This is a genomic window from Marinobacterium mangrovicola, assembly GCF_004339595.1.
Taxonomy (GTDB): Bacteria; Pseudomonadota; Gammaproteobacteria; order Pseudomonadales; family Balneatricaceae; genus Marinobacterium_D; species Marinobacterium_D mangrovicola.
In genome coordinates, this window is record NZ_SMFU01000013.1 from 1 (window position 1) to 18,250 (window position 18,250).

General features: G+C 51.6%; 15 protein-coding genes. 1 reads left to right on the forward strand and 14 read right to left on the reverse strand.

All coding sequences use genetic code 11. The features are described 5' to 3' along the window. Positions 1 to 505: 505 nt before the first annotated feature. From pcaF to CLV83_RS19690, 3 genes are read right to left on the reverse strand one after another with little or no spacing between them, the layout of a single operon-like run. Complete coding sequence (gene pcaF / locus CLV83_RS19680; protein WP_132296745.1) at positions 506 to 1,711, reverse strand: 3-oxoadipyl-CoA thiolase; 1,206 nt, start codon at positions 1,709 to 1,711, stop codon at positions 506 to 508. Then, positions 1,708 to 2,397, reverse strand: a complete 690-nt coding sequence (locus tag CLV83_RS19685) for a 3-oxoacid CoA-transferase subunit B (RefSeq protein WP_132296748.1) — start codon at positions 2,395 to 2,397, stop codon at positions 1,708 to 1,710. Before CLV83_RS19685 ends, pcaF begins: the two co-directional genes overlap by 4 nt. After that, entirely contained in the window at positions 2,391 to 3,101 is a 711-nt protein-coding gene (locus tag CLV83_RS19690; protein WP_132296750.1) for a 3-oxoacid CoA-transferase subunit A, read from the reverse strand. The genes CLV83_RS19685 and CLV83_RS19690 overlap by 7 nt, the downstream gene beginning before the upstream one ends. 122 nt (positions 3,102 to 3,223) lie before the next feature. Between CLV83_RS19690 and CLV83_RS19695 the strand changes: the two genes are divergently transcribed. Further along, positions 3,224 to 3,979 carry an IclR family transcriptional regulator domain-containing protein gene (locus CLV83_RS19695; RefSeq protein WP_132296753.1) on the forward strand — a complete coding sequence of 252 codons (756 nt, stop codon included), beginning with the start codon at positions 3,224 to 3,226 and terminating at the stop codon, positions 3,977 to 3,979. Between the two features lie 66 nt (positions 3,980 to 4,045). Here the strand turns inward: CLV83_RS19695 and CLV83_RS19700 are convergent, their stop codons facing one another. The 11 genes from CLV83_RS19700 to CLV83_RS19750 all read right to left on the reverse strand — a co-directional run bounded on the left by CLV83_RS19700 (position 4,046) and on the right by CLV83_RS19750 (position 18,249). Next, positions 4,046 to 5,224 carry a cytochrome P450 gene (locus CLV83_RS19700; RefSeq protein ID WP_132296756.1) on the reverse strand — a complete coding sequence of 393 codons (1,179 nt, stop codon included), beginning with the start codon at positions 5,222 to 5,224 and terminating at the stop codon, positions 4,046 to 4,048. A gap of 156 nt (positions 5,225 to 5,380) precedes the next feature. After that, on the reverse strand, positions 5,381 to 6,349 hold the full coding sequence (locus CLV83_RS19705; RefSeq protein ID WP_132296759.1) for a PDR/VanB family oxidoreductase: 969 nt from the start codon (positions 6,347 to 6,349) through the stop codon (positions 5,381 to 5,383). A gap of 274 nt (positions 6,350 to 6,623) precedes the next feature. After that, entirely contained in the window at positions 6,624 to 7,565 is a 942-nt protein-coding gene (locus CLV83_RS19710; RefSeq protein ID WP_132296762.1) for an MBL fold metallo-hydrolase, read from the reverse strand. A 53-nt stretch (positions 7,566 to 7,618) separates the two neighbouring features. Beyond that, positions 7,619 to 7,840: a hypothetical protein gene (locus CLV83_RS19715; RefSeq protein WP_132296765.1), complete on the reverse strand. Its 222-nt coding sequence runs from the start codon at positions 7,838 to 7,840 to the stop codon at positions 7,619 to 7,621. Positions 7,841 to 7,948: 108 nt separating this feature from the next. Further along, a complete protein-coding gene (locus CLV83_RS19720) occupies positions 7,949 to 10,417 on the reverse strand; it encodes an efflux RND transporter permease subunit (protein ID WP_132296768.1) in 2,469 nt (822 codons plus the stop codon). Positions 10,418 to 10,431: 14 nt separating this feature from the next. Continuing rightward, on the reverse strand, positions 10,432 to 11,487 hold the full coding sequence (locus tag CLV83_RS19725) for a WD40/YVTN/BNR-like repeat-containing protein (protein ID WP_132296771.1): 1,056 nt from the start codon (positions 11,485 to 11,487) through the stop codon (positions 10,432 to 10,434). Between the two features lie 12 nt (positions 11,488 to 11,499). Continuing rightward, positions 11,500 to 12,867: a DUF1329 domain-containing protein gene (locus CLV83_RS19730; RefSeq protein WP_132296774.1), complete on the reverse strand. Its 1,368-nt coding sequence runs from the start codon at positions 12,865 to 12,867 to the stop codon at positions 11,500 to 11,502. 15 nt (positions 12,868 to 12,882) lie between these two features. Continuing rightward, positions 12,883 to 14,547, reverse strand: coding sequence for a DUF1302 domain-containing protein (locus CLV83_RS19735; RefSeq protein WP_132296777.1), 1,665 nt, complete (start codon positions 14,545 to 14,547; stop codon positions 12,883 to 12,885). 149 nt (positions 14,548 to 14,696) lie between these two features. Continuing rightward, on the reverse strand, positions 14,697 to 16,382 hold the full coding sequence (locus tag CLV83_RS19740; protein ID WP_132296779.1) for a CocE/NonD family hydrolase: 1,686 nt from the start codon (positions 16,380 to 16,382) through the stop codon (positions 14,697 to 14,699). Continuing rightward, a complete protein-coding gene (locus tag CLV83_RS19745) occupies positions 16,379 to 17,314 on the reverse strand; it encodes an MBL fold metallo-hydrolase (protein ID WP_132296782.1) in 936 nt (311 codons plus the stop codon). The genes CLV83_RS19740 and CLV83_RS19745 overlap by 4 nt, the downstream gene beginning before the upstream one ends. Continuing rightward, positions 17,311 to 18,249, reverse strand: a complete 939-nt coding sequence (locus CLV83_RS19750; RefSeq protein ID WP_132296785.1) for an alpha/beta hydrolase — start codon at positions 18,247 to 18,249, stop codon at positions 17,311 to 17,313. The genes CLV83_RS19745 and CLV83_RS19750 overlap by 4 nt, the downstream gene beginning before the upstream one ends. Position 18,250: the final 1 nt, after the last annotated feature.

An 18,250-nucleotide genomic window follows, 5' to 3' on the forward strand; every position in this document is an offset into this window, starting at 1 on the left:
AACCGCCAGCGGCCACATCGTGCGAATGGTGGCATCAGTCCGCTGGCGGCGGAAGAAAAACTTAAAACCGTGTCCGGGATTAGTTGACCACTACACAAACGAGCAAACGCTCATCAGGCTCGCCACTATCTTATTGAGAAGCTCAGAGCCTCTCGCGTAAGAGGAGCACTCTCGATTCTAAACACTGGAGATCCAACACACACGCTAGAACGTCAGACTTTGGAAGATGCACTTACAATGAGATTAATATCTGTAATGACTAGAAATAACTCTATAAAAAGGAAAAAAGCGGACACAACCACTAAGGTTGGCCCGCAATACGAGGCAAGAAGAGTAATGGGAACCTCACAGACTTTCCTTTAATGAACAAAAGTTCCTCTCTTGCTCGGGCCACTTCATTTACCAAATCGCTAATAATCGGTTTCTTATTACCTTTAATAGTATTGTGATCAAATAAAAAATTAGAACTCAACTAACTTTTCAGTCCAGGTTTAGCAACAAACTTTTAGACCGCCTCAATGATTGAGGCTATGCCCTGGCCAACACCTATGCACATGGTAGCCAGTCCATATCGCCCTCCGATGTACTTCAACTCAAGAGCAGCTGTTCCGATGAGACGTGCTCCCGACATCCCTAAGGGGTGACCAAGTGCAATTGCTCCGCCATTAGGGTTCACTCTGTGGTCGTCATCTTGCAATCCTAAATACCTAGCACTGGCCAACGCCTGGCTCGCAAATGCTTCATTGAGTTCAATAACATCAAGCTCGTCGATCGAAAGCTTCAACCTTTTCAGCAACTTCTCACTCGCTGGAGCCGGTCCGAAACCCATAATTTTCGGCTCCACTCCTGCCGTTGCGCCTCCGACGTATCGCGCAATGGGAGTCAACCCATATCTGTTAACGGCCTCTTCCGAGGCTAGCAGTAAGGCAGCTGCGCCATCATTCACCCCAGATGCATTTCCTGCTGTAACCGAGCCGTTCGCTTTAAAAGGAGTGGATAGCTTTGCCAGATCGTCCAGCGTTGTGCCCGGGCGAAGATGTTCATCTTTGTCGGCTATAAATCGCTCGCGCTTTTTCACCACCTCGACCCCGACAATCTCCTTAGCAAAGCGGCCACTACTATCAGCCCGTGACGCCTTTTGCTGAGAAGCTAGTGCAAACTTATCTTGATCAGAGCGCGAGATATGGAACTGTGTTGCAACGTTTTCCCCCGTTTCTGGCATCGAGTCAATGCCATACATCGCCTGCATCTTCGGGTTTACAAAACGCCATCCAATAGTAGTGTCATACACTGAGTTACTTCTGGAGAAAGCAGATTCGGCCTTTGGCATGACAAACGGAGCCCGGGACATACTCTCAACCCCACCCGCAATTGCCAGATCGGTCTCGCCTAAAGCAATCGCACGCGCTGCTGTTAAAAAAGCGTCCATTCCTGAGCCGCAGAGCCGGTTCAGCGTTGTACCTGGTACGGAAGTGGGCAGCCCCGCGAGCAACAATGACATACGTGCTACGTTTCGATTATCTTCGCCCGCCTGATTGGCACAACCGTAGACAACTTCGTCCAGTTCCGACCAGTCAATCTGCTTGTGCCGCTCAATGATCGCTTTAAGAGGAATAGCACCCAGATCGTCAGCGCGGACAGAAGAAAGGCAGCCACCGAATCGCCCAATCGGTGTCCTTACATACTCACAAATGTAGACATTCCGGCTCATACACCCTCCGGCACGACTAAGTCTTTTACACTGGCTCCAAGATGAAGTTGTGCACCGGTCAGAGACTGAAGCTCCTCAACGCTGATATTCGGGATCTTCTCTTTCAGCACAAACTTACCGTCTTCAATATCAATAACGGCCAACGAGGTATAAATCCGATTTACACAGCCAACACCAGTCAATGGAAGAGAGCAGCTTTCAACCAGCTTGGCCCCCCCTTTTTTGGTAATATGATCTGTGACTATCGCTACCGTTTTTACCCCGTTAACCAGATCCATTGCCCCCCCTACAGCGGGAATACCTCCTTTTCCGGTAGACCAGTTAGCCAAATCGCCGTTCTGGGATATTTCATAGGCGCCAAGAATCGCAACATCGAGGTGGCCGCCCCTTATCATCGAGAAGCTATCGGCATGGTGAAAAATCGAACAACCCGGTTTGAGGGTAATCGCCTTTTTACCGGCATTGATAATGTCCCAATCCTCTTCACCTGGCGCCGGTGCCTCACCAAAACCCAGTACTCCGTTTTCAGTATGAAATACCACTTCACAGCCTTCCGGCTGATACTTTGCAACCATTTCTGGAAAACCGATGCCCAGGTTGACGTAAGCACCATCAAACAGGTCTTGTGCGGCTCTCCAGGCTATTTGTGAGTTAGTTAGCTTCAACTCCTGAATTTTTTCTAGCATGGGTAACAGGCTCCTTCACGGTTCAGCACTTCTTCCTGCTTAGGTGACTTAACTTCAACAATGGTGTCGACGAAGATTCCCGGCGTTATCACCTGATCAGGATCTATTTCGCCGGCCTGAACGACATTTGACGCTTGTGCGATCGTTGTCTTCGCAGCCATGGCCATAAGTGGGTTGAAGTTCCTCGCGGCACGTCGATACGTCAGGTTACCCACGGTATCGGCGAGGTCCGCTTTTATCAGCGCGTAGTCCGCTTTTAGCCAACGTTCCTGGAGATACCGTTTGCCGTCGAAGATTGCCTCTTCTTTACCTACAGCAGTCTCTGTTCCCACCCCTGTAGGTGTATAGAACGCCGGAATCCCAGCCCCTCCGGCACGGATTCGCTCGGCCAAGGTGCCCTGAGGAACGATCTCCAACTCGATATCCCCTGCCAGGTAGAGTTCGTTAAACACTCTCGGATCTGCTGATCGGGGAAAAGAACAGATAATCCTCGCAACACGCCTCTGCTCAATTAACGCAGCTATACCAACGTGCCCGTTTCCAGCGTTGTTGTTAATGACGGTCAAATCCTTCGCTCCGCTGTCTATCAGAGCGTGGATAAGTTCGATCGGGGCTCCGGATCCACCAAATCCACCGATCATCACCGAAGCGCCATCACTAATAACGGAAACCGCTTCGAGAAGGTTACTTCCAACCTTGTTCATATCGCGAACACCTATGTATCTTTAAATCAGTAAAAAGAATATATTTCTGATTTATTATCCTTTCTACGGCAATTTAAAATAGTTAAGGATATGTTCGCCAAGCACAAAAAGGTGTTCGTAATATGAACAAAAAAGATGTAATAGGCTCTCTTGGCAAGGCCTTATCAGTTCTTGAGTGTTTTTCCGCCGATACACCCCGCTTAACGATCAGCGAAGCAGCAGGACTTACGGGATTGGACAGGGCGGCAGCAAGGCGCTACCTGATCTCGCTGGAATATTTTGGCTATTTAGAATCGGATGGAAAGTTTTACCGGCCCACAATCAAGGTTCTTCGCTTAGGCGTCAGTTCCCTAAGCTCGATGCCCCTCCCCCAAATTGTTCAGCCCTGGCTGGATCAACTATCGGAGGAGCTACAACAATCGTGCTCTGTCAGCGTTCTCGACGGTGATGAAATTGTTTACATTGCAAGAGCGAGCCAGAAGCGTGTCATGTCCGTCGGCTTGATGCCAGGTTCTCGGTTGCCGGCGCACTGCACCTCCATGGGCAGGGTTCTTTTAGCCTACTCCGATAGCACGATCGTCAATGAACTGCTGAGTAACACCAACCTCACCCCCCTAACGCCATACACGCTGAGTAATCTCGACGCGATTAAAGCAGAGCTCGAAAAAGTTAAAAAAGAAGGGTTTGCAGTGGTTGACCAAGAGGTCGAGCTCGGCTTGCGCTCAATCGCCATCCCTTTATATAGCCTACAAGGAAACGTGGTAGCAGCTCTCAATACCGGCATACCTTCGATCATCGCCGAGCCGGAACAGATGCGAAAGCTTTACCTCCCCGCGATGATCAAATTTCAAAAAGGGGTGCGCCGTTTCATACACTAGTAACGAACGGCGAACCCAACTGTCATACGACGGTGAAATAGTGAATACAGCGCTTGTTTATACTCGTTAAACCGTCTCTACAGACAGCACGGGTAAAGAGTTCAAGCTTCGCGTCATATTCGCCAGCTTGATTTCAGGCTCTCCAGCCTTAAAGCTTTTAATACGGCGGACAAAGGCCGAAAGAATTGCATTCGCCTCAATTCGAGCAAGATTCTGCCCTGCACAACTGTGTACACCACTGCCAAAGCTTAATTGGGCTGATGCATTACGCGTGACTAAATATTGATCTGGATTCTCAAACTTACGTGGATCTCGGTTCGCTGATGCAAGCATAAGTGCAACCTGACTGCCAGCTGGAATTTTCGTATCACCAATCACAACATCTTGCATGACCAAACGCCCAATCAGACCCAATGGACCCTCCAAGCGCAGCGACTCGTTAAACGCAGAGCGCACCAAAGATGGATCATTGACCAGTAGAGCATATTGATCGGGGTTCGCAGCCAAATGTTTTAGCGTATTTCCAATCGCGGCTATCGTCGATTCGAGCCCCGCTGCAATGTATTGGTGAATGATTGGCCCACAGCTCTCCCGTGCAATTTCGCCACGGTCCGCCGCTTCAAAAATACCTCGTCCCAAGCTACCTTCCGTTAGCTCCTCCGGCTTAACATTGGCGCAAAACTCGAAGAGTTCTCCAGCCAGAGGCAGGTTCTCAGCTGCACGCTGGTTCATTGGTCCCAAAACGTTAAACGCTGCATCTCCCCAAAGCAGTACTTTTTCACGCGCTTCTCCCTGAACGCCCAGCATATCTGTAACTACCTCTAGTGGAAACGCGCGTGCAACGTCCTCAATCGCATCAAAGGAGCCTTTCTCAACCACACCAGCGATCATCGTCTCCGCTTTTTTAGTGATATCGTCCTGAATTTTCTTCAGCGCAATCGGCGTCAAAGGCGCAAGAAGCGTTTTGCGCAGTTGAGCGTGTTCAGGCGGATCTGTCGCGAGGCTCGTTCCTTTCAAGGCCTCGTTCATTACATCGTTAAATGCCACTTTTGTTGAGGAGAAGACCTCAGTGTTACTCAACGCGTCACGAACATCATCGTATCGGGTTATTGCCCAAACCTTATATTTATCCATCCAGACAACGGGAGCCATTTCACGCAATTCGGCAAACACTGGATTGGGATTTCTGAGCGTCTCATCAGAAAAAAGGTCGATATTACTTGTCTGCATAGCGTCTTTATTCATGGGGCCCTCCTCGGGCATATTCGACCAACCATCACAGAATTCAGCCTGATCTCTTTCTGCAACCAAATGGTCATAATATTATAACATTGGCTTGGCTATTTTAGCCTCGAAACTCTTTATTGAGTTGTAGCTTTACCAGCGCGAGAGTTCCCAGACTCACTCGAGCAAACGAATTGTTAGGCGGTCACTCTGAGCACGAGAAACACATGGCATGATGTAATCGTCGCGCTGATCATCGGTCAAAACCTGATCCCTATGGTCCGGAACTCCATCAACCAACTCGCATACACAGGTCCCGCAGGTGCCACTCTCACAGGAGTAAGGTATTTGAACACCAGAGTTTTCGAGACTCTCGATGATCGTTTGACCTACCCCCACGAGCACTTCAATATCCGTATCAGCAATCGCCACTTTAAACGGCTCATTATTGGCACTATTCGGCGCCCCCATGACACCAAAATCTTCAAAATGAACGCTAGCTGGCAACCAGTGCCTCGACTTGTCTCGCACATCATCCATCAATCCCGCTGGGCCACAGCAATAGAGATAAGAACCTTTTTCGTTTTCAAGAAGCGAGCTCAGATCAACGCGGCTTTCCGACTTACCCTGGGTATGATGAATCGTAATGTTGCCGCTAAAACCTCCCAGCCCAAGCTCATTTAGGAAAGCAGTGGATTCAGGGTTACGTGTTAGATAGTGAAGCTCCCATGCGGTTGATCCACTCATCTCTAAGTATTGGATCATTGAATATATAGGGGTAATGCCTATTCCACCTGCAATAAAAATATATTTTTCAGGATCACCTACAAGCGGAAAATCATTTCTGGGTTCAGAGATCAGCAAGGTGTCGCCCACCGCTGAATCTTCAATCAAACTTCTTGACCCCCCTTTACCCTCAGGCTCATATTTAACCGCAATCTTGTATAAACCTCCTTCCGCTATCGATCCATAAAGAGAATATTGCCTTTCTTTACCATTCGGAACTCTAACAATTATATGCGATCCTGGCTCAAAGGCTGGCAGCTCTTCTCCCTTCTCACTCGCAAGCTCAAAACTATAAATACCCTGGGCTATTTTGTTTTTCCCAGAAATCTTAACTTTTATTTTTGTTAATTTGCTTGTCATCAATGGCCCCTCAATAATAATTTTGTTTACGGTACCACGGCCGAATAGCCAAACAGGTCGTTTAACTGCGTTATTTAAAATAAAGCAGCTTTAGAACCCTAAGAATTTTCCAGAACAGCAATGCCGCTCAGTGATCGGTAAACACATACGCGCAGTCTTTTAATCAAGTAGATATATGTCTCTCGAAGCCGCTTCCCTTCCTACGGAGCAAACCGGTTCTTCACTGGCTCCTTATTTGTGGACTAGGAATCTATCAAGGTAATGAAACGTCCGATCACCAATGATAAATATCGAGATCATTCGCTATTTTGAACTCACCGCTATACAGTTCGCCCATCTCCGTCTGTACTTCCGACACCTCGTCCGCAATCACGTGGTTTAGTACCAACATCCCTGGCTGCACAGTCTCAGCTATCTCAGCCAACTGACTGGTACTGGTATGCGCATCTAGCATGTAATACTGCCAACTCGGTGGCATGCGGCTGAGCGTGGCTTCGCCTATTACTTCATGAATTAGAAGGTCAACTCCCTGATAAATCTCAAGGGATTCGGGCTGGCGTGTATCACCGCTGAGCACAATAGTTTTGCCGTCGCGAGTTTCAATACGGTAACCAACACTCATACCTTCATCCCAATCGCCATGCGGGACGTAGAATGAGGATACAATCACCTTATCGTCTTGATAAACCATCCCCTCCTCATCGATCTCCGTTACATCAGCGCGATAGCCCGTCGGATTGGCAGGCTGAGACCCATAGAGACGGTGGTCGATATCCTCGCGATAGCCTTTGAGGATGTGGTGCACCATAGATTTAGTGCCCTTGGGGCCGACGACCTGAACTTTATTTTCGCGTCCTAGCGTCCAGGGTCTGAGCAGAAGTTCGGGTAATCCCAGCACATGATCGGAATCAAGATGGGTAATGAAGACCTTATCCAGCAGCGTATAGGCTGTCTCTCCACCGAAGCTGAACGATGACACCTTTGGCATAAACGCCTGGTCCTTCAATGCGTCCATATTACGCAGTGCTCCTGGGCCTGCTTCAAACAGGTAGAGCGACTTGTCGACGACAACGAGTATACCTTGCCCGGCACGATGGAGATTTACAGCGGGAACGCCTGTACCAAGCATCACGACAGTGGTCTCGGCCCTAAGTCCAAAGCACGTAAATATCAGAAAAAAAGGGATTAACCTCGAAGCGAACGATTGAATTTTCATTTAAAACTTCCATTTATTTTTATTGGAGAAGTTATTTACTCATATAAGCGGGCTCAGCTTTGACGTAGATTTCCTGCCTTTTTTAAAGCAACCATGACGCCAATAAACCCGCTAAGCAGACCGCTTACTAGTCCGGTGATACCATGACCAACGGTGTTATCCATACTGGTTTGCGGAAACGGTACGAGAAAGTGATTAGCGAGCATGCTCAGCCCCCCTGCGATGACACCACCGATAATGCCAGCGATAATTGCTTCTTTAATTTCGACAGTCATTGTTCTTATTCTCCGAATTAATTTTCATTGGATAGATTCTTGCGTAAGTCAGTGGACGCGGCGAAGGCTTATATCCCCGCGTCCCGTAGCCTCGTTTAAAAGAACTGATCAAGAGGCAGAAATACAGGTACTCTCTTTGTTACTCTCCCGGCAATTAAGCTCTTGGGCCCCGGAACCTAACTCCGTCGAATCGGATGTTTTCTCAGTCTTACGAACTTCGACCTTGAGCAAAAAGCGAGCAAGAGCGGGCAGAAGAATCAAGGCAGCCAGCATGTTACCGATGAACATGAATGCCAGCATCAGCCCCATATCCGCCTGAAACTTGATAGGACTGAACGTCCAAGTCACCACACCGATCGCCAAGGTGGCACCGATCAACATCACCACCTTGCCAGTCAGTAGCAACGCCCGATAGTAGGCCTCTGATAGCGAACGCCCTTCCCTAAGCTGATTCAGTGTTACCGAAAGGATGTAGAGTGCGTAGTCGACACCTATTCCCACCCCTAGTGCTATAACCGGCAAGGTGGCAACTTTCACGCCGATACCCAGTACGACCATCAGTGCTTCGGCAAGAATAGAGACAAGAAACAACGGCAACATCGCAACCAACACTGCACGCCAAGAACGGAAAGTCAGCATACACAGCAGGAATACCGCGCCGTAAACAAGCAGCGTCATTTTGTGCCAGGCTTCACCCACGACAATATTAGTCGCTGCGTTAATACCGGCCGTACCAGCTGCGAGCAGGAACTTCACATCATCGGTATTGTTTGCAGCCGCAAACGCCTCCACGTGTTCTACCACACGCGTGAGCGTATCGGCCTCATGGTCACTCAGGTAGACATACAGCGTTAATAGAGAACAGGAATCGTTATAAAGCCCTCGCGGCGCACTGGAAGTCACTAGGTTTAGCATCTGCTGATTGTGGTTAAACTCATACCATTTGGGGCTACCTTCATTCAGGCCTGCCAACATACGTCGGTTTAAAAGAGACAGCGTGTTAGTACCCTCGACCCCCTTGAGCTGACGCAGTTCCCATTCCAGCGCATCCACTTTGTTCAAAGTTGCGTAGTCAGAACAGTAACCCGTCGGCGTCTCGACCATAATTGCAAGTACATCGCTGGAAGCACCATAAACACCGTTCATAAAGGCTATATCTCTGTTATAGGTACTGTCTGCGCGCAGTTCAGGTGCGCCGGGATCTAGGTCGCCGACCTTAAGCTGAGTCGAAATACTGTATCCGAGACCACCAAACAGAACCGCCACGCTTATCGCACATATGGCCCAGCGCTTAGTCGTGAACAGATCCAAAAACCGCCAGACCGGGTGTCTAGCTAATCCGGTCAGGTCCGCCTGCTCCGCCTTCAGGCTTCGCACGGCGGCGGAGTCACTGACGCCAACATAGCTAAGCAGCACCGGCAGCAAAATCAGGTTTGAAAAGATCAGCAGGCCCACACCGAGCGATGCGGCCAGAGCCAGCTGCTGAATCGCGCCGATATCGATCACCAGCAATACGGCAAAGCCGACTGCATCAGACAGCAGCGCGGTCACACCGACCACAAACAAGCGCCGGAAAGTCAGGCGTGCCGCCACTAACTTGTGCATACCCCGACCCACATCCTGCATGATGCCGTTCATCTTCTGCGAGCCATGACTCAACCCTATGGCGAAGACAAGGAAGGGCACCAGGATCGAATAAGGATCTAGGACATAACCCAAGGTTGGAAGCAGACCAAGCAGCCAGGTCACTGCCACCAATGAGACCAGCACCACCAGCAGCGTCGAACGCCAGCAGCGTGTAAAGGCAAAGATGAAAAGCGATGCGGTGACGATGGTGATGGCAAAGAACAGCATCACTGAACTCACGCCCTCAATCAAATCGCTGATCAGCTTGGCGAAACCGGTAACGTGGATGTAAACACCTTGTTCCTCGTACCTGCTGCGCAGCTCCTCAAGCCTGTCTCCGAGCTCGCCATAATTCAGCCCCTCGCCATCCGGTGTCTGTGCCAACAGCGGTAAGAAGATGATGCTGGAACGATAATCTTCCGCTACTATCTGACCCACTTCTCCCGAGCGCGCGATGTTCGCTGCCAGCTGATCCAGTGATCGTTGCGAGCCGTCGTATCCCTCAGGAATAACGGGGCCGCCTTCCAGACCGAACTCAGTGACACCAGTCCAACGAGTGTTCGGTGTCCAGAGCGACTTCATCTGACTGCGATTCACACCGGGCAGTAAAAACACTTCGTCATTGAGCTGTCGGAGCGTTTCCAAGTAGTCGGCGTCGTAAATGCTGCCTCTAGGGTTTTCAACGGCAATGCGAATCACATCACCCAACCCCATCAGATCATTCTCATGCTTTGTAAAGTTCTGCACATAGGGGTGCGCCTGCGGGATCATCTTTTCGAAGCTGGCTCCCAGTTCCAGTCGCATTGTCTGATAACCCAGTAACACAGTCGCCAAAGCACATAGCATCAGCACAAACCAACGGTGATTGAAAATCACGCGTTCCAGCATAGACCCGCTTTTAAGGTCGAACCCGCGCAGGTTCTGGTTTATATCTGTCTTTCTTGTTGTCATTTTCACTAACCTTCTCAGCGATCAACCTGGCTCACCCGAACACCCTCCATGGTCAGCAGTACTAGCTGGTCCTCACTGAACGCGAAGGTATTAATGGGTGGGAAACGCTCTCCTTTGGCCGGTTTCAACCTGCCATCGGAAAGCTCAAGCAACACTCCCGCCTGGCTGCCCAGGAGCAGTTCACCTGACGCCGATAGGAGTGAGCTGGTGATTGACGCGTCAATAGGGTTTGGCAACGACGTCCAGGTGTCACCGCTATCGTCACTTCGCCAAACATTACCTTTCAATCCAGCGGCCACAATCGACTCGTCGCTTGGCAACTCAACGGTAAAAAAGCTTCCGCTATAGGGCGTGTGAATCTGAGCCCAGGTGACACCACCATCCTCTGACAGGGAGACCAATCCCCGCTCGCCTACAGCAACCAAACGATCACCCCGTTTACGAAGTGCATAGAAATGGGACATCTCAGGGTTAGCCATGCGCGACATAATCGGATGCCAGGAGCCTCCACCGTCACTCGTTTCATATGCCAGCCCATATGCGCCGACGACGATGGCGTGTTCGGGGCTGAGCAGAAGCAGATCTAGAAAGGGCTTATCCGCGCCCTCGTCAACTAGGCGCTGAGCTTCCCAAACCGCCCGCTCATCCCCACTTTTCTCAGCTGATTCCAGCGCCAACTTAGCGGCGCGTTTGCCGTCGAACAGCAGCTGCCAGGTCTCGCCCCCATCTTCTGTTCCGAGAACCACGCCAGCATGGCCAACTGCCATACCTACTTGATCATCAATAAAGCGTAAGGCGGTCAAACCAGTACTGACTGGCACCTTTCCCTGCCGCCAGCTCGTACCATTATCGTCGGACAGCAGAACTAAACCGCGCTCCCCCACGGCAACAATGGTCGACCCCGCCCTTGCCACGCCAATCATGAATGCCCCTTGCGGATTACCGACTTCAATCGCCGACCGAGCCAACGGCTCGACAACAGCTTCAGTGCCCAGCGCCACCCCGGAGGTAGCGCTCAGCAATACAGCCACCATGAGCACACGGGGAAAGTTACTGCTATTCAGTCTCATTCCTATGACCCCTTAACGGAAGCTGCTGCCTGCCATGGCATCGGGCGTATACATTATGTCCGAGCGAGGTTTTACCAGGTATTCAAACTGATTTTCTTTCTCATTGTTTATGTGAGCAAAGAACGCTGAGCCCTCTATCAGGTCATACATACCGAAAGCTCCCATGGAAATGCCCGGCAAATCAGGGGCCACGAACGTACCAGCCCACAGCACTTTCCACAGCTGACCATTGGCGTCCCAGCGATCGCCTAGCACGCAGATCCAGGTATCTTCGTCGCAGTAATATCGGCTCTTCGAAACCTGGTGACGCTCCCCGTCGCGCAAGTTGGCTTCGACGACCCATACACGATGCTTTTCCCAGCGCATGTAGTCCGGGTTCCAGTGATGCGTGCCTAATACATCATCGTCGGAGGTCGGCTGCATAAAACCGTTGGTGTTGTAGGGGATAAACATCTCCTTCTTACCGACGATATTCCAGTCGAAACGATCCAGCTTACCGGTCCAGACATAGAGTTCGTCAAAGGTCATCTCACCTGCCGACGCTGGCTGAGGGGTATCGCAACAGGCATTCGGCAGGCGACGCACACGACGCTGACCTGTCAAGTAAACCCAGGTCTGGGTGTTGTCCTGATCAAGATACTCATGGGCTAGAAGCGCTTGGCCAGCACGGATCGGCGGACCTATATTTTCGATCTTCACTTTCCAAAACGGCTGGTTATCTTCGACAAACTTTTCCAAGGTGTTGTCGTGGAAGTAATACGGTACCTGCTCATTCACCTCAGCATCGGAGATCAGCACTCGACGACCATCGTCCAGGATCTGGTACCAGTTGTCCTTATGGATCAGGTCACCGCCGCGCCAGCGAAGCTGGTGGTTCCACATCACTTCAGCGCCCGACTTAGGGATAGGGAAAGGAATGCCCCCAAATGCATTTTCAGGCACATTACCCTTCATCGTTGAACGGATGGCATTTTCGTAGGTGTTGTCATAAACCCACTGCGGCGCCGCTGCCGTGCGATGCGTATTGTAAACATCGATACGGAAAGTATCGGGGTACTTTCTCAATAGAGCTTCAGTACCCGGAGTCAGATTATCGGTATACTCCGCCATATTCTCAGCGGTGATGCTGAACTGCGGGCTCTCGTCTGCAAACGGGTCTGCACGGCGACCGCCGCGTTCATAATCAGGGTTCGGATCGGTAAACCCTCCGTTCCATTCTGGAATACTTCCATCGGCATTACCGGCGCGCTCAGCACCAAAAGGCGTAAGCTCACTCTTGAGATGCAATGCCTCCTCGGCCGTGACAGCAGCAAAGGAGATGTTGCCGAAACTCAGGGCCGATATAAGTGCGACCAATGCGTATTTGTTTCTAATAATCATAATTAATCTCCGTGATCAGAAACGACGGCTGATAGTGAAGGAGAGGAAGTCGCGATCCTTCCTGGCCTGCTTATAGCTAAAGGCTGGATCGCCGAAGGGGTCATCTGCGCGCTCGACCAAATGGCCATCGCTTGCCCCAAAGAAGTTGGTATAGGCCAGATTAATCTGCCAAGTGTTTAGGTAGGTGCCGTTCAGACCAAGGGTAAAATCGCCACCGCCTTCTGGCGGATACGCCAAACTAAAGCCTGAACGTGAGCCTTTGGGCGAGTAGCCAACACCGATAGGCACGCCAAGATCGAGGCCGGAGACAACCTGTCGGTAAACTGGTTCGAATACGAAGCGCATCGCAACGGCATCGCGACTGGCATTAGGATCCATAGCAGCGCAGTTTTCGTCGCAGTCTAGTACCCGATTCCACGCGACTTCACCAACGAAGGTTGCTTCCTGCCAGAGCGGCCCTGGATCCAGCAACCAGATCGCTGACAGGTTAATATGGGCTGTATCACCCACCGCATACCCCGGATTATCCTTATTGTCGGTGGCCGGCAGACCAAGCGCCGAAAAATCATGGGCACCAGACGATACCAGCGCCTGATCTTTGCGAAGTGACGCTTCGGCCGCTAAGTTCACAGAGCCAAAGCTTCGGCTAACACTGACGCCGTAAGCGGTGGTGTCTTCGTGATAAGTCAGATAGTAGCTCTCGGGCCCGGAAGGACCGATGTTGACGACCTGCTGGTAGTTTTTGTCATGGAAACGTACGACGTAGAACCCTAGGTCGGTATAACCCAGGCGCCAGCGCAGTTGCAGACCGAATTGACCGCCGTCGTCAGCCTCCTCCTCGCGGGTGAGTGGAATCGATGTGAATGGACCAACCCACATGTTCTCGGCTCCAGTAACACCTGTATCCTGAGTCGACATGTAGCTGCCGACCGCTGGCAGACGGTTCGGCTCGAAACCAAACTGGTAATAGGCACCAAGGGTGATATCGGGGTTAAGCTGGAAGTCTACGCCGATCTGCGGCACCGGCAGCACAAACTCTTTGGCTTCGGCTGTCGGATCTCGCATAAGTCGATCGATATCGAAGGCGTTCTGAGCGCCGGCAATACCGTTATCGGCAAAGAATAGACTCTCCCCCCAAACCGATGCGAACTGCCCGGCTCTGAAACGAAGAACCGAATTCCCAATATTGGTGCGGCCGAAAACAAAAGCGTCTCGCAACTCAATATCCCGACCCAGAATCTCTTCGGTGTCGTCGGTAAACTCGGCGGCGTCATAGCCTGAAGATACATGGTTGGGAATAGCCGAGCCGCCGGGCGGGAATCCGGAGTTGTCGTTGCTCTGGTTATAGATCTCGTCATACCAGGCAATACCGCTGATGCGACCACCCCAGCCGTTTTCATAAACAACATCAAGCTCACTGAGCAACTCGACGCGGTTGGATACTATGCCCTTATCGAAGTTAGCATTACCGTCGTCGATATTGGCGCTCTTGTTGTTCTCACCGTTGAAAAGCAGGTTTGAATCCTGATCATTCAATCTGTACATAGCGTTGTACTGAACATTATTAGTCCAGTTGAACCGCGGGCTACCAAAGTCCCCCATGGCATGGGCCGGGTTTCCCTGCACAGCAACTGCAATCAGGAAAGATAGCGGTAATATCCTGTTTTTATTACATTCCATCCTGTCCACCTCTGGTTATTTTTATTGTGAAACTGATCTACGGGCGCGAGTTAGCCCCCGTAGAGGAACTTATATCTCCACGTACTCGTTCGATCTCGTAATGGAACCCTCTCGACTGAGAGCGCTCCTCTTAATCCGACAAAGGTCGGCTAGTGGTCGACTGACACAAACGGCAGTACAAGACGCGACAAGTGCTTAGCATCTCGATAGACCGTGTGTGTTACGGATCGCCCGACAGGCAGATGGAATGCATCTGGGGGTAGCAGAGAGTTATGATCGTCAACTAGGGGCTCGTTACACATGAGCTCAACAACCAGCTTGTGGCCAACCCGGAAGTCATTGGCAAAGGGGTAGATCCGGATCACATATTCATTGATGGTGCCAGGTTCGACCGGCTCGCTACGGGTATGTGGGTGGTAGGGGTTACCCTCGCTGGTACGTTCATCAAGCTCATTGTGTGATGCCTTGAGGAAGCCGGTCGTAACCAACTGACGCTTACCCGAAGGTGCCTCATCCCAGAACCGCAGGATAAAGTTGGTATCGGGCTGATCGATCTCGACATACAGATGGGCTGCACCTACACCGTGTATCGAAGTCACTTTTTCGAAGGGCTCGGTTGCCCATGAGAGCTTTTCTACTTTGTCGGTTATGGTGAGTGGCGCCTGAAAAAAACCTTCCGGGTGTGCAACCTCAACACCGTACGGCTCGGGCTCGAAAGCCAACTTACCACGTGATCTCAGGTAGAGGGGCCGATACTCAACGTCCTTCACAGGCCATTGCTCACCTGTTGCCCAGTGCCGTGTACCTTCGACATGAACTTTGACGCTAGGCTCATCCATGATGCCGTTATCAATACCCTTCAGCCAGTAGTCGTACCAGCGGAACATCGTGTCATGTTCGTCCACCCAAGGGCGCGTTTGCATCGGTGGGTAAGGCCCAATCTCAAGCTTCTTGGGACAATTAAGGACATCAAATAGCTCGATAGTGCCATCAAGCGTCCAACCGCGCCCTTGGTTGATCTGCAAATACACCGGGATATCGATGTTTTTGGCTAGATTGATTGGGTTCTGTTCCTCATACCACTCGCCATCGACTTCGTTGGTGATGATGTCGAACCAGGACTCGTGATGAATTGGGTAATTGAGCACGTGTACCAGGTTGGGCCAAGCGGCCACATCGGGATCTGCCAAGCGCTCAGCTACGCGTCGCTTAACCTCTTCCTCAGAGTAGGTCTCCAGCATGCGAGACTTATGCCGGTGCGTGAATGCCCAACCTGAGTCTCCCCCGCGTCCCTCGCGCGCTGCGCGTGGCATAAACCACATAACACCACCGTGGTAGGTCGTCTCATAGAAATCGAAATGACCTCCACTGACGAAGATAGCCTTAAGACTGGGTGGGCGCTCAGATGCAGCAAATACCTGCATCGAGCCGAAGTAAGAAATCCCTATCATGCCAACGACGCCGTTACACCAGGGTTGAGCAGCCACCCACTCGATGAAATCGTAGGCATCCTGGCCCAGAGGTACCCCGCCGGCATTGTAGTTACCAATGTGTTCGCCCTCCGAACCGCCTGACCCGCGTACATCGCCAATGACATGCACATAGCCTTCTTTTACGACGCGAGAAATGTCACCCGCTTCTATACATCCATCCCACAAGGGAGATGGACGTTTCTGGGGAGGAATAGTCAGCGCCAGGGCTTGTAACTCTTTGCCATACGGGCTCAGTGCAACCAGGGCAGGACGCGGCTCGTCGCCTTCTGCATGGTAGGCATCAGCAGCCAGATGAACGCCGTCACGCATTGGGACATGCAGGTCTTTGTGAACTACCATCATGATCTATAACCTTTATTAAAATAGCCGTGCATCGTGGTGAAGAATGGCGATGGCTCCAGCGTCGGATCACCGTCGTAGCGCAGATAATCAGCAATACAACAAAACGGAGAACACAGCGCTTTGGCTATTTCTGCGCCATCGATACCCACCTCATCGGTGACATTACGAACACGGGCCTCTATATCGAGACTCTCCTGAATTTTCTCTGTGGCCTGCTCTCGGTTGAGCTCCACCCCCAGAGGTTTTTCACCCTGGCTTCGATATGGATGTCCGAGGAATAAGCGGTTTGGCTTAACCTGATCACGCAGGTGCAGCAGGCTGGCACGATAGGCGTCAGGATCCGCATAGCTCGGGAATCCATTGGCCGCCCCGTGAATCTGAACGGCATCGCCCACAAAGACGTCACCCTGGCCCTTGACCTCGTAGGCAACCGAACCTTCAGTGTGACCCGGCACGGAATGGACCTTGATAGTCACATCCGGACCAAGTGACAGCTCGTCGCCATCACGCACCACTATATGAGGTTCCATTTCGCCAGAGATCGCCGCGAGACAAGCTGCCATCACCTTGGACTCGCCGTCGCTATCATTGATGTAACGCCCCCTCGCAGAGAGGTATTCATCAACATGCGCACGTCGAGACTGAAGAAACGGAACATCGGCCTCGTGGATAACTACCTTGGCTTTGCGACCCGTCATCTCCCAGAGTGCATACGCACCACCGATGTGGTCGATGTGCCCGTGGGTGAGGAGTATCCAACGCACATCTTCGATGCGCCGTCCCAGCTTCTCCAGGCCCGACGCAATGCCACCGGCGGGCGAGCTGGCGATACCGGTATCGATAATTGCCGGCTCGTTACCATCGATAAAAAAGCTGTACAGACCGAAACGCCCCCACTCCGAGTACAGCGAATGAATATCTACGGCACTCATCCCTGCCCCCTCAGAAACGCCGCCGTCTCTGCAAACACGCCGTGAAACTCAGGCAACCAAGAGAAGTGCTGAACAAATCCATGGCCAGCCGACTCGTAGCGCCGCACCGTTACCGACACGCCGGCTTCGGCCAGTTTTTGACCATATACTTCACCTTCGTCGCGAAGCGGATCGCATTCAGCGGTGACGATGAGCGCGGGGGGTAGTCCAGCAAGATCCTGTCGCTTGATCGGCGACACCAGAGGGTCGGCAGGATCGGCACCACTATCGAGGTAGAAAGCGTTGAATGGTTTCAGCATGGCTGTCTCCAATCCATTACCCACCGCATTGGTCTTCAGTGACTCGTAGCGCTCAGTATCAAAGTCAAGATCGAGCCCCGGGTAATAAAGCACCTGGTGGGTGATAGATGTCAGTCCCTCGTCCAAAGCCTTTGCTGCAATCGCAGCGGCAAAACCGGCGCCCGAGCTATCACCGGCGACGGCCAATGTTTGCCCATCCCAGCCGATCCCATCACTCTCTTCCTGCCCATGTTCCGCGACCCATTGCACCACGGCGTAGCAATCGCTCAGACCAGCGGGAAAAGCGTGTTCAGGCGCGAGACGATAGCCAACTGAAATAACGACACAGTCAGTCGAATTGGCAAGTTCGCGAGCCACGTGATCATGCGTATTAAGGCTGCCGAGAAAGCCCGCTCCGCCGTGGAAATAAACCAACGCAGGATGGGTTTTTGCTGCCGACGGCGTGTAGACGCGCACCGGCACATCGCCTATTGCTGTCGATACAGCCCTGTCGATCACCGAATGCACCGGCAGACGTTTTTCCAGCGAAGGTACATTGCTTTCATCAACCGCTCGCATCGCTTCTGGGTTAAGCGGCCCGGGAGGCGGCGCGGGCAACTCGGCGATGAACTTAGCTACAGTAGGATGTAATGGCATA